The 12,150-nt window shown below is 67.6% G+C and carries 13 protein-coding genes and 2 pseudogenes; 6 read left to right on the top strand and 9 right to left on the bottom strand.

Annotation, left to right across the window (positions count from 1 at the left end; genetic code table 11):
* Positions 1 to 30: 30 nt before the first annotated feature.
* From J2S46_RS20210 to J2S46_RS20200, 3 genes are all read right to left on the bottom strand, one after another.
* Complete coding sequence (locus J2S46_RS20210) at positions 31 to 465, bottom strand: NUDIX hydrolase (protein WP_191288623.1); 435 nt, start codon at positions 463 to 465, stop codon at positions 31 to 33.
* A 112-nt stretch (positions 466 to 577) separates the two neighbouring features.
* Entirely contained in the window at positions 578 to 1,114 is a 537-nt protein-coding gene (locus J2S46_RS20205; RefSeq protein WP_191288624.1) for a hypothetical protein, read from the bottom strand.
* Positions 1,108 to 1,533: an ATP-binding protein gene (locus tag J2S46_RS20200; protein WP_191288625.1), complete on the bottom strand. Its 426-nt coding sequence runs from the start codon at positions 1,531 to 1,533 to the stop codon at positions 1,108 to 1,110. The genes J2S46_RS20205 and J2S46_RS20200 overlap by 7 nt, the downstream gene beginning before the upstream one ends.
* Before the next feature lie 199 nt (positions 1,534 to 1,732).
* Between J2S46_RS20200 and J2S46_RS20195 the strand changes: the two genes are divergently transcribed.
* Positions 1,733 to 3,220 (top strand): helix-turn-helix domain-containing protein, encoded by a 1,488-nt coding sequence (locus tag J2S46_RS20195; protein ID WP_191288626.1) that lies wholly within the window; start codon positions 1,733 to 1,735, stop codon positions 3,218 to 3,220.
* A gap of 48 nt (positions 3,221 to 3,268) precedes the next feature.
* Positions 3,269 to 3,952, top strand: a complete 684-nt coding sequence (locus tag J2S46_RS20190) for a RibD family protein (protein ID WP_191288627.1) — start codon at positions 3,269 to 3,271, stop codon at positions 3,950 to 3,952.
* 741 nt (positions 3,953 to 4,693) lie between these two features.
* On the opposite strand, the gene J2S46_RS20185 is transcribed toward J2S46_RS20190, so the two are convergent.
* The 4 genes and pseudogenes from J2S46_RS20185 to J2S46_RS20170 all read right to left on the bottom strand — a co-directional run bounded on the left by J2S46_RS20185 (position 4,694) and on the right by J2S46_RS20170 (position 7,508).
* Positions 4,694 to 5,359, bottom strand: coding sequence for a hypothetical protein (locus J2S46_RS20185; protein ID WP_229912238.1), 666 nt, complete (start codon positions 5,357 to 5,359; stop codon positions 4,694 to 4,696).
* A 30-nt stretch (positions 5,360 to 5,389) separates the two neighbouring features.
* Positions 5,390 to 5,647: a DUF2637 domain-containing protein gene (locus J2S46_RS20180; protein ID WP_229912240.1), complete on the bottom strand. Its 258-nt coding sequence runs from the start codon at positions 5,645 to 5,647 to the stop codon at positions 5,390 to 5,392.
* A gap of 140 nt (positions 5,648 to 5,787) precedes the next feature.
* Positions 5,788 to 6,399, bottom strand: a pseudogene (locus tag J2S46_RS20175) (ATP-binding protein); the annotation flags it as partial.
* 80 nt (positions 6,400 to 6,479) lie between these two features.
* Positions 6,480 to 7,508 (bottom strand): hypothetical protein, encoded by a 1,029-nt coding sequence (locus J2S46_RS20170; protein ID WP_191288628.1) that lies wholly within the window; start codon positions 7,506 to 7,508, stop codon positions 6,480 to 6,482.
* A 539-nt stretch (positions 7,509 to 8,047) separates the two neighbouring features.
* Here J2S46_RS20170 and J2S46_RS20165 point away from each other — a divergent pair.
* From J2S46_RS20165 to J2S46_RS20150, 4 genes and pseudogenes are all read left to right on the top strand, one after another.
* Positions 8,048 to 8,596: a helix-turn-helix domain-containing protein gene (locus tag J2S46_RS20165; RefSeq protein ID WP_191288629.1), complete on the top strand. Its 549-nt coding sequence runs from the start codon at positions 8,048 to 8,050 to the stop codon at positions 8,594 to 8,596.
* A 159-nt stretch (positions 8,597 to 8,755) separates the two neighbouring features.
* Complete coding sequence (locus J2S46_RS20160; RefSeq protein ID WP_191288630.1) at positions 8,756 to 9,001, top strand: excisionase family DNA-binding protein; 246 nt, start codon at positions 8,756 to 8,758, stop codon at positions 8,999 to 9,001.
* Positions 9,001 to 9,419, top strand: a pseudogene (locus J2S46_RS40885) (tyrosine-type recombinase/integrase); the annotation flags it as partial. The gene J2S46_RS20160 and the pseudogene J2S46_RS40885, both read left to right, overlap by 1 nt.
* Before the next feature lie 168 nt (positions 9,420 to 9,587).
* On the top strand, positions 9,588 to 10,166 hold the full coding sequence (locus J2S46_RS20150; RefSeq protein WP_307350689.1) for a tyrosine-type recombinase/integrase: 579 nt from the start codon (positions 9,588 to 9,590) through the stop codon (positions 10,164 to 10,166).
* A 177-nt stretch (positions 10,167 to 10,343) separates the two neighbouring features.
* Here the strand turns inward: J2S46_RS20150 and J2S46_RS20145 are convergent, their stop codons facing one another.
* Entirely contained in the window at positions 10,344 to 11,444 is a 1,101-nt protein-coding gene (locus J2S46_RS20145; RefSeq protein ID WP_191288631.1) for a helix-turn-helix domain-containing protein, read from the bottom strand.
* A gap of 35 nt (positions 11,445 to 11,479) precedes the next feature.
* Positions 11,480 to 11,782 carry a type II toxin-antitoxin system RelE/ParE family toxin gene (locus tag J2S46_RS20140; protein ID WP_191288632.1) on the bottom strand — a complete coding sequence of 101 codons (303 nt, stop codon included), beginning with the start codon at positions 11,780 to 11,782 and terminating at the stop codon, positions 11,480 to 11,482.
* Between the last annotated feature and the right edge of the window lie 368 nt (positions 11,783 to 12,150).

Raw genomic sequence — 12,150 nt, 5'->3', positions numbered from 1 at the left:
CTGCCTCCTCACTGCCGTGATCGGATGGGGTTAGTCGGACAGGCGTCCCAGCAGGGCGCCCTGGCCGGACTGGAGGATGTGTGCCGCCTCCAACGGGATCCAGAAGCACTCGAAGTGGGTGGGCTTCTGCTCGCCGTCGTGGTCCTCCTGGCTCGTCCACCGCTCCGGGGTGGGCTCGGTGAGCTCCAGGTGGAAGACGTGCCGGTGCTGGATCTCGAACCGGTACGGGCTGATGTCGTACTCGGCCTCGCCGAGCTTGCGCACGATCTTGAAGTCGGTCAGGCCGGTCTCCTCGCGGGCCTCGCGCAGGGCGGCGGCCTCGGGGGTCTCCCCGGGACGGATGCTGCCGGCGGGGACCTGGATCCCGACCTCCTCGTAGGTGTAGTCGGTGTGCCGGAACACCAGCAGCCGTCCGTCGCGCACGACGTAGACGAGCACCTTGTCCTTGGTGACCTTCTCGGGCATGGATGTGTCTCTTCCTTGGTGAAGGTGGTTGAGGCCGAACGTCGATTCGGGTCGTCCGGCCGCCGTCCCGATTCGGATCCGGGTCGTCCTGGATCTCTGGGAACCAGCGAGTCTATTCGCCTTGATTGAGCGTCAAATCTGCCTGGCGGGAGCCGATAGCACTTGATCGACCCACCCTTGGCCCGGACTTCGACCGGTCTCGGTCGGCGACCATGGCCCGCTCACGCTGCTCGGCCCACAACCGTCGGCCGCGAAGCATCAGGGCCGGGCAACTCGCCGAAAGCCGGTCCACCATCGGCAGTGCGGTCACCCCACGAGCGACCAGAACCATCCTCGCGGTGGCACCGCAGAGTTCCAGCTCGTAGGTGCGTCCCGCGCCGAGCGCGGCCTCCAAGGCGGCGAACGCGTCGCGGTCCAGCAGCCATGCCCGGAGGCCCTCGTTCGCACGCTCGTCGAGCACCTGGGTGATGCCGACGGCCGCGCGGCGGATCTTCTTGAATGCGTCGCCAGTGGTCGCGAGCAGATCCCAGTCGAGAAGTTGAGATCTCTCGGTGCCGGCGTTCTCGAACAGGGCGGTGCAGCTGTAGTGGACGGCGCGCTGCGGGTTCGAACTGGCCATCAGGGGAGTCACTCGGTCGATGGTCAGCACGATCGACCGCCTGGACCGGCTCGGTGATCCTCCAGTCGGAACGAGACCCTCTTGCCCAACGGCAGAGACTCCATGGCGAGTTCGTCGACCAAGGAACTCAGCAGGAACAGGCCCCTGCCGCCCTCCATGTCGTCGGCCGCCTCCCCCACCGTCGGCATCCTGTCGTCGAAGTCCGTGACAGCAACGAGGACGCCATAGGGCGTCTCCTTGATCATCAGCTCGCAGTCGCCAGCTGTGTGCTTGCAGACGTTGGTCAGCAGCTCGGTCACGCCGAGTTCGACGACCTCGGTCAGTCCGGTCCGGCCCCAGAGGCAGAGATGGGCTCGGACGATCTGCCGGAGCGGCCCCATCGCCTCGGGGCACAGCCCTGGCAGCGCGGTCCGGTAGTGCCGATTCAACCTCGCTTCCGTGATGGGCATTTGCTCCTCCTAGACCGATGCGGCGTGCTGGCGGATGTCACTCCAACGTGCACTTCGAAAACACTCCCGCTATCCACTGATCGCGGTGTGTACTGGGTGTGCGACGTTGTGGAACCATTCAGCGCCCTGGCGGCGCCCCGGGGCCAGCCCGGCATGCAGACAGCCCGCGTTGTCCACATCAGCAGGCAGAGGGGGTGCGATGCCGCAACGACCGAAGACGCTGGAGCCTTCCCGATCCGCCCGCGCCTGGTTCGGTGCCGAACTGCGTCACTGGCGCGAGACCCGGCGGCTCTCCCAGGACGCGCTCGGCACTTCGGTGCACGTCAGCGGGGATCTGATTTCGAAGATCGAGAAGGGCCAACGACCGTGTAAGCCCGAGCTCGCGGTCACCCTCGACGCAGCCCTCGGAACCGGCGGGGTCCTCTCCCGCGGCCTGGAACACGTCGACAGCGATGCGGACAAGCAGCCGTCGGATGTGGACAGGGCCGACGCGTCCGGGCGCGCATCGCGTGTGGCGAAGGCCGTGACTCACTCGCCGTCCGTGACCGAAGCCGACCACCGACGGGCGGCAGGAAAGGACGTCGACGCGGCTGCCCTCGGCTCGGCGATGGCGCTGATGAGCGGCGAGGTGCGGGTTGCCTGTCGCATGTCGGACGGGAGAATCACCTTCGTGACAATGCCGCGCCGCAAGCTCCTTCGAAGCGTCACCGCCGTCGCCGGGGCCACGCTGCTTCCCGCCTCCGGTACGTCCTCGAACGTGTCCCCCATCGAGGCCGGGTCGGCTGGGCTCGTCGCCCCGGACGTGCATCCGGTGGAGAACTTCCGCTCTCTGCGGCGCTCGCTGGTCGAGTGCGACAACTTCCTCGGCCCCCGGAACGTGGTCGCCGACGCCCAGGAACACATCCGGCAGATTCAGCAACTCCGCCAGGAGGCGTCCGGGCGGGATCGGCAGGAGCTGATGCAAGTCCAGGCCGAGTACGCCGAGTTCTGCAGCTGGCTGTACCAGGACAGCGGTGACTTCCGCGCGGCCCAGTACTGGGCCGACCGAGCCATCGAGTGGTCGACCGTGGCCGGTGCCCACGACCTGACGATCTACACGATGGCCCGCAAGGCCCAGCTTGCAGGCGACATGCGAGATTCCCTCGACACCGTCGACCTTGCCGAGGCCGCCCAGCGGATAGCGCCTCCGCGAAGCCGCCTCAGCGCCATGGGAGCCGTCTACGGCGCCCACGGCCACGCCCTTCGCGGCGACGAACGGGCCAGCCAGAACGCCTACGACCAGGCGCTGGAGGTCGTCGCGGGACCCAGCATCGACGAGACGTCCCGTGGCCGCTGGCTCGACGCGTCCTACGTGGAGGCGCAGCGCGCCCGCTCGCTCTCGGCTCTCGGAAATCACCAGGACGCCGTCTCCGGCTTCGAGCGCGCCATCCGCGCACTGCCCACCTCATACCGCCGGGACCGTGGTGTCTACCTCGCCCGCGCCGCAGTTGCCCAGCTCCACGCCGACGGACCGGAGGCGGCAGCCGTCAGCGGCTCGGCGGCCTTGGCCATCGCCACGGCGACAGGCTCGGCCCGGATCTTCACCGAGCTTGCCCTACTCGACACGAAGTTGCAGCGCTGGACGTCCGTGGCCGAGGTTTCGGAGTTCCGGGGAGCTCTCGACAACGTCGTGCTCCATGAAGTCTGATCAAATCAGGCAGACGTCCCACCGTCCCACCACGAGAAGGAATCCGAGATGGCCGAGCGCCCGTACGTCCTCCTGAGTGTCGCCACCTCCGTGGACGGACACATTGACGACACGTCACCCCAGCGCCTGCTGCTGTCGAACGCGGAGGACTTCGACCGCGTCGACCAGGTGCGGGCGGAGTCCGACGCCATCCTGATCGGCGGCAACACGCTCCGCAGCGACAACCCGCGGCTCCTCGTCAACAGCGACAAGCGCCGCGCCGACCGGGTGGCAGCCGGCAAGCCGGAGTACCCGCTCAAGGTGACGATCACCGCCAGCGGCGATCTCACCCGGGACCTCAAGTTCTGGCACTTCGGCGACCAGAAGGTCGTCTACACCACCGACGGCGCGGCTGCGAAGCTCCGCGAGGAGCTCGACGGCCTCGCCGACGTGGTCAGCACCGGCCCGACCGTCGACTTCGGAGCCATGCTCGACGATCTCGGCGGCCGTGGCGTCGAGCGACTCATGGTTGAGGGCGGCGGACAGATCCACACGCAGTTCCTGTCCCAGAACCTCGCCGACGAGGTGCATCTCGCCATCGCCCCGCTGCTGGTCGGCCAAGCCCAGGCTCCGCGCTTCATCCACCCCGCCGAGTACCCCGGCGGCAGCACCAGCCGCATGAAGCTCCTCGACACCACGACCGTCGGTGATGTCGTCCTTCTGCGGTACGCGCCCAAGCAGCGCACTGCCTGATCACGACTGTGGGGTTGGACGTAGGTGCCACCAGTTCCGGTGCGAATCCTGGGGCTCATCGGCGGTACCCCAACCCGCCACGGCGTCATCGACGTTGCTGATCGAGCCTTCGCCACATCGTAGGAGCAGAACGCTGGTCGGCGGCCTGCTGGAGCAGGGCCATTCGATGTCGCGGGTGCGGGTGCGGGTGCGGGTGCGGGCGGTTCGCGGGCACGCTCTGTTGAGCGCGACGGTGCTGCACCGTAGGGATGACTTCGGTCCTTGGCGGCTCTTCCCTTTCGTCGGCACCCCCGGGCCGGCCTCCCCGTCGCGGGCTGCCCCATTGGGGCGGCCATCGACAGGGACAGCGCCTGCCCCCAGGGGGCGGGAGCGGGGTAAGGACTCCTTACCCCACAACTTGCTCCGTCTGGGACAGAGCGGTGGTCACTTTCATCGGGGTCACGGGCGGCTACAGGACTCGTGGGCTGGTTGCTCGGGGGTCTGGCGGGCGGTGGTCGCGGGTGTGCTTCAAGGTGGTGGCGGGGTGGATGGGCCGCTTCCGCATGGGTGCCGGTTGGTCGCACCGGCCTTGCGGATACGGGCGGCTTCTCGGGTGGTGCAGCCGGGCAGTGACTGCGCGCGGGAGGGGCCGCCGGATGTGGGAACCAGCAGCAGCGGGCTTCTGCCGGTTTGCGGCTGCGAGTCGGCAGAAGTCGGTGGCCAGCCGACCGAGGTTAGTCGGTCGGCTGGCCTTGATGGCGGTCAGTCGGCTTCCGGGGCCTGACCGCTCTGTTCGCCGTCCGACTCCTGGCGGAGCTTCTTCATCAGCTCGGTGAGGCGGGTACTGCCGAGCGGAAGGCCGGCTTCTCGGACGGCCTTTTCGACGACCGCGCGGGTGAGTCGACCATGGGCCGCGACCGCTATGCGGCTGACCTCCAGCAACTGCTCCATCGACGCGCCCGGCGGACGGCCGAGCGGCTTGCCCTGGACGGTGCTGTCGCTGCCGCCGACCTGGGACGAGTCTGAGGTGTTCGCAGTACCGGATGGTTGGTCATCGCCGTCCGCCGACTGGTGTCCGGGCAGCGTGGCGCTCCACTCGGAGGGCAGCAGACCGGCGGCGGACAGCAATGTCAGCATCGCGTTCTCGTCGCTTCGGTCCTCCGTCCGCTGCGGCTGGACGTCCTCGTCCTGGTCGGCGGCGACGGGGACGGCAGAAGCTCCGCTGCGCGGATCGTCGATCTGCTCACCCCGGCGGATCGCGGTGTTCCCGCCGTGGCGGGCGATGAGGATGTACAAGTGGACGGCGCCGCCGAGAGCGAGCGGGGCAAGGACCGACAGGAAGCCAACGACGGTGTCGCTGAGCTGGAGCCTGCTGCCGATGCCGGCCAGATTGTTGAGGCGGACGGCGTGCAGGGCGTTCGCCCACACGCTGGCAGCGGTCGCTCCGGTAAAGAGCGCCTAGGCGTAGGCGCGGGCGGGCCGGGGGGCTTCGCGCAGGACAAGCAGAGCGCGCACGCCGTAGGCGATGAACCCGTCGATGATCAGCGGGAACGCGTAGGTGAGCGGGCCGCGCACGTGGATCGCGGCGGCCATCTGCCGCAGGGCGTCGTAGGACAGGGCGAAGCCGAGCGCGCCGAGCAGTACGACCGTGAGGCGGTCCCAGGGGGACACCCGGACGGCAGGTATGTGGGCAGAGGGCAGTGCGGTGGTGGTCACGTGAGGTGCTCCAGGTGGCCTCGTCGCTGCGAGGGCAGGGTCGAGCGGCGAGGCGGCGGTGGGGTGGACGTGTGAAGCGGGATGCCGGGCCGTGCGGCGTCAGGTGCACGGCGGCAGCGCGGAGCCGGTGGGGCTCAGGCGGTGCGCCGTCGGCGGTCGGGGCCGGTGAGGATGACGCGCTCGCACATCTCCGCCAGCCGGGACGCGGTGCGGTCGCCGAGGGCTGCGCGGATGTCGCCGAGCGGCAGGTTGGTGGTGAAGATCGTCGGGAGCATGTACTCGTAGCGGTGGTTGACCAGCCGCAACGTGAGCGCTTCGGTCCACTCGGTCGCCTTCGCGGCACCGAGGTCGTCGATGATCAGTAGCGGACAGGCCATCAGCGCACGCATCTCCTGCTCGCTATCAACGCCCTGACGGGGCCTCTGCGCGGCGTACAGCTCCTCGGCGGTCGTCTTGATCCACCGCAGGCGCACACCGCCCGCGAGCAGGCTGCGGACCGCCCCGTAGGACTGGTGCGTCTTGCCCGACCCGGTCGAGCCCGTGATCAGCAGCGACGGGCCCTGGGCGATGCCCGGGGCGCCACCGGGCCCGCGGCGACTCGCAAGGGTGACCTACCGGACCCAGGTGGTGACCTCGGGGTGGTCGGCAATGGCGAGTCGGTAGCGCGGCGGGATGCGCAGGTCGGCCAGCTCCAGCGCGGTGGACGGCTGGTCGGCCTCGCGTTCGGCGGCAGTGGTCGGGACGGCCTGGATGCGGGCGAATCGTTCGCGCCAGCCCCCGCCGATGAGCTTGGGCTCGCGGTCGGCGGTACGGGCCGCCGTCGGGGTGGAGGTCACAGCTCGCCCCCGTAGTAGGCCAGGGCGTCCCCGGGGTTGGTGAACGGCTGGTGCTCTGCACGGGCGGCGCTCTGCCGAGCCGCTGCGGGCTGGGCGTTGATGGCTTCGTGGACCATGTCCGGGAGCAGGCTGGGGCTCAGCGGCCTGGCCTGGTACCGCGCCAGGCCGGCCCGGATCTCGTCTTCGGTGAAGTTCTCGGCTAGCAGGCTGGAGATGACCTTGGCGAGGTGCCCGAGCACCTTGGCGGGCGGGCGCTTGCGGCAGCCCCGCACGTACTCGGCGAGCAGGTCGTGGGCAGTCACGCCGTGCTCGGTTGCCTGCGCCGCGACGTGGTGCGGCTCGTCCTGGTGAGGGATGCGAGAGGGTGCCGGGGTGGGCGCGGCGGAGCCGCCCCCTTTAGGGGTAGATCCAGGATCCAAGATCCTAGATCCAGGCACGAGGTCCTCCTGAGCCCTCCGGGGCGATTCCGGAGATGTGCCCTGACCTGCTGTTTCACCGGCGTCCGCTGGCTGGTGGCCTGACTCGGGCGCGCTGAGGTGATGCGGAGCGGCCTCGGGAAGCGCGCCCTCGCCGACCGGTACCGAAACCGGGTCGGGGACGGCCTCCGGAACCCTCCCGAGGTCCTCCGGAGCCGGGCGGATGCACCGCTCCCCCTTGCATTTGCCGCACCGCCGCCCATGCTCGTGCACCGGGCACGAGGGCAGCCGGGAGGCGCTCGGGTGGGAGATCTTCTGGTGCTCGTGCCACTTGGCGACGTGCAGGTACTGGCGGCCGTCGCAGCCGGTGTACCGGCAGAGCAGGCCGACGGCAGCGAGCTGCTGGAGGTCGTCCGCGCAGTGGACCGGGGTGTGCTCGGGCCGCAGTGCCCACAGGACGCCGTTGATGATCGCGGCGTGGTCGATGTGGCGGCCCTCGTCGTCGACCTGGGTGAGCAGGCAGACGAAGGTCCGCTCGGCAGTCAGCGACACCTCGGCGAGGCTGAGCGACTGGGTGATCTCGGGCTTGATGGTGCGGATGCGCGCCACGGCTACCGCCCCGCCTTCGGGGGCAGGCTGCCGCAGGCGGGTGTGGTGCGAGCCGCCAGGGTCGTACTCTTGGGCATGGCTTCCTCCCCGAGGCACCCGTGACTGTGACGGTCCAGTGCCTCGGTTGATCGCTGTGGTAGGTGGTCGGTTCAGGGAGTTCCTTCGGCCCTCGGTGCGCCAACACCGGGGGCCGCTCCCGTTTTCGGGCGGTCGCGTGGTCCTCTCCGCGCCGCCCCGTTCATCCCCTCCTGCGTCTCCGGTCGACCGGCTCTCTGCCGATCTCGCCGCCTCGGCGGAGGCGACGTCCGCGCCGCCAGCGACGTTCCATCTTGGAGCGCCACGTGGCAAGGCGGCATGGGCTCCGCCCTCCCGACGAGTCGCGCACCCAAGGACTACCAGCAAAGTCCGGCCGCACCAAACAGCATGTCAAGGACCATAAAGCAGTGGACAAACCGACACGTGCGCGGACGGCACAGCACGATCCGCACGGCATTCTCGGACTACTTGGTGCGGCCGGAGATCCATGCTTATATCCCGTCATGGCAACACGACCCGTCGAGATCGGCCCGACCGGACTGCAGACCGCGAAGAACATCGAGCGGCTGCGGACCGAGCTCGGCATGAGCCAGCGCCGACTCGCCGAGATCCTCACCGACCTGGGCCGCCCCACGCCCACGACCGCGCTCAGCAAGATCGAGCGCGGCGAACGGCGCGTGGACGTCGACGACCTCGCTGCCATCGCCGTCGCGCTCGGGGTCTCCCCGACCACGCTCCTCCTGCCGCCCGTCGCCGACGCGAGCCGGACCAACGTCACCGGCGCCGGCCCGGTCACCACCGAGGCGGCCTGGGACTGGGCCGACGGCATCAGCCCCCTTCTGCCCTTCCCCGTCGACGAGGCCAACCAGGCCGGCGACGACGGCCCGCTCACCCACGCCCTGCGCGCGCGACCAGAGGGCAGACGCACCCGACACCTTCCGCCGCTCGCGACTGCCGAAGAGGCAGCCGAGGCCGGCCCGTTCAACCAGTTCACCAGGGCTGAACTCGTCCAGCTCCTCGACAACCTGAAGGCCGCGATCACCCGCGACTGACCCAGGACCCCCAGCCCGGCCACCTCCTGGGCCTACCACCCCCGCTCGTTCCAGTGTTGGCGCACCGGAACCGCAGCGTCCATCCAAGACCGACCACCTACCACAGCGATCAACCGCGGCGACGGCCCGTCACAGCCACGCGCCGCGGGGAGAGAACCCATGCCCGAGAACAGCAACCGCCGCTCGACCAACACCTCCGAGCAGTACCTGACCGTCGGCCAGGTAGCCGAACGCCTGGGCACCAGCGAGCGCTTCCCCCGTCGCCTCATCTCCGAGCGGCGCATCGCCTTCGTCAAGATCGGCAGCCACGTCCGCATCTCCGAGAGCGTGCTCGCCGCCTACATCGAGGCCAACACCGTCGCCCCGGTCCACTCCGGCCGCCGCCGCTTCGGGCGGGCGGCCTGATGGCGAACAACTCCGGCCGACGGCGCCGCTGGGGCTCGGTTCGCAAGCTTCCCTCCGGCCGCTTCCAGGCCCGCTACCCGGCCCCGACGGCCTCCTGCGCAACGCCGAGGAGACCTTCGCGACCAAGGGCGACGCCGAAGCCTGGCTCGTCGAGACCGAGACCGACATACGCCGCGAGGAATGGCGCGACCCCAACGCGGGAGCCGTCAACTTCCTCCTCTACGCCACCGCCTGGATCGACGAACGCGACCTCGCACCCCTCACCGACGAGCTGTACCGCCGCCTCCTCCGCCTGCACCTGGAACCGACGTTCGGCGAGTCCGAGCTGAAGGAGATCACTGCTCCCCAGGTCCGGGCCTGGCGCGCCGCGCTGGTCAAGGACGGCAAGAAGACCACCGCCGCCAAGGCCTACCGCCTCCTGAAGGCCGTCCTGGAGACCGCCGTCGACGACGAACTCATCCGCCGTAACCCCTGCCGCATCAGGGGCGGTGGCAAGGAGGAAGCCGAGGAGCGTCCCGTCGCCACGGTCGAGCAGGTCCTCCAGCTCGCCGACCTCATGGGCCCGCGCTGGCAACTCATGGTGTTCATGGGCTCCTTCATGGCCCTCCGCCCCGAGGAACTGGCCGAGGTCCGGCGATCCGACGTCGACCTGGTCAAGCGGGTCGTGTGGATCCGACGCGCGGCCCCCGAACTGACCACCGGAAAGCGTGTCTTGGGCGACCCGAAGTCCAAGGCCGGCAAGCGACCGGTCGGCATCCCGCCCGAGATCGTCCCGGACTTCGAGCTGCACCTGCGCTGGTACGCCGCGAAGGAGGACGACGGCCTGCTGTTCATCGGCGAGCGCGGCGCCCCGTTCCGCCGCTCGACCTTCGGCCGCAAGTGGCGCAAGGCCCGCATGAAGCTCGGCATGGACGGCTTCCGCTTTTACGACCTCCGCCACACCGACAACGTCCTCGCCGCCGGTACCGGCGCCAGCCTCAAGGACCTCATGGCCCACATGGGCCACTCCTCCGTCCGCGCCGCGCTGATCTACCAGCACGCCACCGCCGAGCAGCAGACCAAAATCTCCAACGGCATCAGCGCCGCCGTCGTCGACATCCGCACTCGCCGCCGTTCCCCTTCGACGGACAGCACCAGTACTCCGAAGGTGCCTCACCAGGCGTAATTCCTGGCGGCGTGGAGCCCTGGCTGAATTGCCGACCGGGGCTCCAGCGACGGGCCCACCAAGCACGCTGGCACTATCCAACCATTCCGCGCCGCCGCAGCTTCTTGAAATCAAACCCCAAATTAGGGGGTATTTTCAATAATTCATCGAGGCGCAGGGGTTGCCGGCCAGGCCCGCCTATTCAACTAGCTCAAACCGCCTCTTTAGTCCATTTCCCCAATTATATGGCCGAAGCTTCTCATGGTGAAGGCGACCCACAACAATGCCGGGCGCTACACCGATCTTTTGGGCAAACGACCTGACGTCACTCAATGAGCGAATACGTTCAAGCCCAGGAGAGTAGATCGAGGGAATTAGAGTATCCCTGGCGAACGCATTGGCTTCATCCTCTTGCGGGTCAGAGGGGTTCTCCGGCCCCTCGATCCTGATGTCTTGCTTGCCATGCAAGAGGACATGCCCCAATTCATGGAAGAATGTGAACCAGAGCTGATCGTCAGTCTTGTACCGCAAGCTAAGCTGCACTGCTACCTTGCCCGGCGAGAGCCAACGAGTTGCGCCAGAGGCACGGCTTCCTGGAATTTCTTTGACGAATACCACCGCCACGCCACACTCCGCAGCAATCCTTACCATTTCCGGCTCGAATTTATCCGGAGGAAGAACGGTCAAGCGACGCAGCTCAGGAATACTGGCACGCAACTTATCTTTGCTATAGGGGGCACATCGGATCGACTGGGCGGCAACTTCACCCAGTCGAAGCCAGGTGGCTACAGCGCCAGCACTTGCCTCGAATGACTTGGCCTGGCGAAAAGCTACTGCCGGACGCTCGTATAGATCCACCCATGCATCGAGGGTTGCGACGCCAAAGAACGCAAGGAGTTGCTCCCATCGCGAAGCCTTATCGCTTGGGGCGTCTGGAAGCTCCCCGCGCTTAAGGAGTTCTCGCCAGGGAACATCCTTCATCCATGCCTCGAAGATGACGGGATCGCGCGTGAGCCTGAGCCTCTCACGGGTGGACTGATAGTCAGCCTCGAGACGATTCCAGAAGCGAGCCCTAATCCCCGTTACTCGCTCAAGCTTCTCTGCAGTCTCTGGAGAAAGGGATACCGTCCCCTTGATAAGCTGATTTACGTGCTTAGGGCTTAGGTCTGCCCTGATGGCAAGCTCCCGCTGCGTCATTCCCGATTCTTCAAGGAACTCAAGGAGAGTTTCGCCAGGAGGAATTGCATAGTCGGGTTCACTAGCTGGATACAGTTCACGCACAGCGTTCGAGTTGATCATCGCCGCCCTACCCCCACGTGGTCTCATCCCGATTACTAGTGATAGTCGACAATGGACAGTACGACGACCGAGTCCACAGCCGACCAGTCGAGCCCACCCTGGCCGTTGTCACTCCAACGCTCAGGGCGGAAGATCAGCCTCCAGTTGGCATCCAGATTCAAGGCCAGACATCCCGCATAGTCCCCGGTCAGCTCGTGGCATTTACCCACTGCCGGGGGTCGAAGGTCTTCAAGATTCTCGGCGGCCTCGAGGGCCGCCAGCCGCTGACCGATCTTCCGAGCGAGAAGCGCCCCGTACTGGCGCCGCATGTCCCGCTCAGACGCGCAGGCCTTCTCCATCTTTCGATCCTCGTACCATACGTCCAAGTCTACCCACCTCCCCCGACATACGTTTACCGAATCGGTAAAGATTCACCCAGCCGTGACAGATCTCACGATAGCAGTGTGATCACACTGGCGACTTGCATGATCACTAGCCGTAGTGATTCACATGCCCAGTGAGCTGCGCCTATCGCTCAAAGGAGTTGCATATTCACTCGGGGTTAGTCTATTGGCATGCGCATGGTGTGCATGCATGGTCATGGCGGAGATGGGCTGGCCACGCGCTCAATGCGGCGCCATGCAGGGCGAGTCGTTCGAGCGCCATTGGCTGAGCAGGTCGCCTGGGCAGTCCGTCAGCCGTCCTCGGGGATGCCACCGTGGCCATC

The sequence above is a fragment of the Kitasatospora herbaricolor genome (genome assembly GCF_030813695.1).
Lineage (GTDB): Bacteria > Actinomycetota > Actinomycetes > Streptomycetales > Streptomycetaceae > Kitasatospora > Kitasatospora herbaricolor.
The sequence above is the reverse complement of the archived record's forward strand: the minus strand, read 5'-3'. Positions and strand labels throughout refer to the sequence as shown.

What these genes read in the sequence shown, in the direction of transcription:
- J2S46_RS20210 (WP_191288623.1), bottom strand. Translation starts at nt 465, where the DNA reads ATGCCCGAGAAGGTCACCAAGGACAAGGTGCTCGTCTACGTCGTGCGC.
- J2S46_RS20200 (WP_191288625.1), bottom strand. Translation starts at nt 1,533, where the DNA reads ATGCCCATCACGGAAGCGAGGTTGAATCGGCACTACCGGACCGCGCTG.
- J2S46_RS20195 (WP_191288626.1), top strand. Translation starts at nt 1,733, where the DNA reads ATGCCGCAACGACCGAAGACGCTGGAGCCTTCCCGATCCGCCCGCGCC.
- J2S46_RS20190 (WP_191288627.1), top strand. Translation starts at nt 3,269, where the DNA reads ATGGCCGAGCGCCCGTACGTCCTCCTGAGTGTCGCCACCTCCGTGGAC.
- J2S46_RS20165 (WP_191288629.1), top strand. Translation starts at nt 8,048, where the DNA reads ATGGCAACACGACCCGTCGAGATCGGCCCGACCGGACTGCAGACCGCG.
- J2S46_RS20160 (WP_191288630.1), top strand. Translation starts at nt 8,756, where the DNA reads ATGCCCGAGAACAGCAACCGCCGCTCGACCAACACCTCCGAGCAGTAC.
- J2S46_RS20150 (WP_307350689.1), top strand. Translation starts at nt 9,588, where the DNA reads ATGGGCTCCTTCATGGCCCTCCGCCCCGAGGAACTGGCCGAGGTCCGG.
- J2S46_RS20145 (WP_191288631.1), bottom strand. Translation starts at nt 11,444, where the DNA reads ATGATCAACTCGAACGCTGTGCGTGAACTGTATCCAGCTAGTGAACCC.
- J2S46_RS20140 (WP_191288632.1), bottom strand. Translation starts at nt 11,782, where the DNA reads ATGGAGAAGGCCTGCGCGTCTGAGCGGGACATGCGGCGCCAGTACGGG.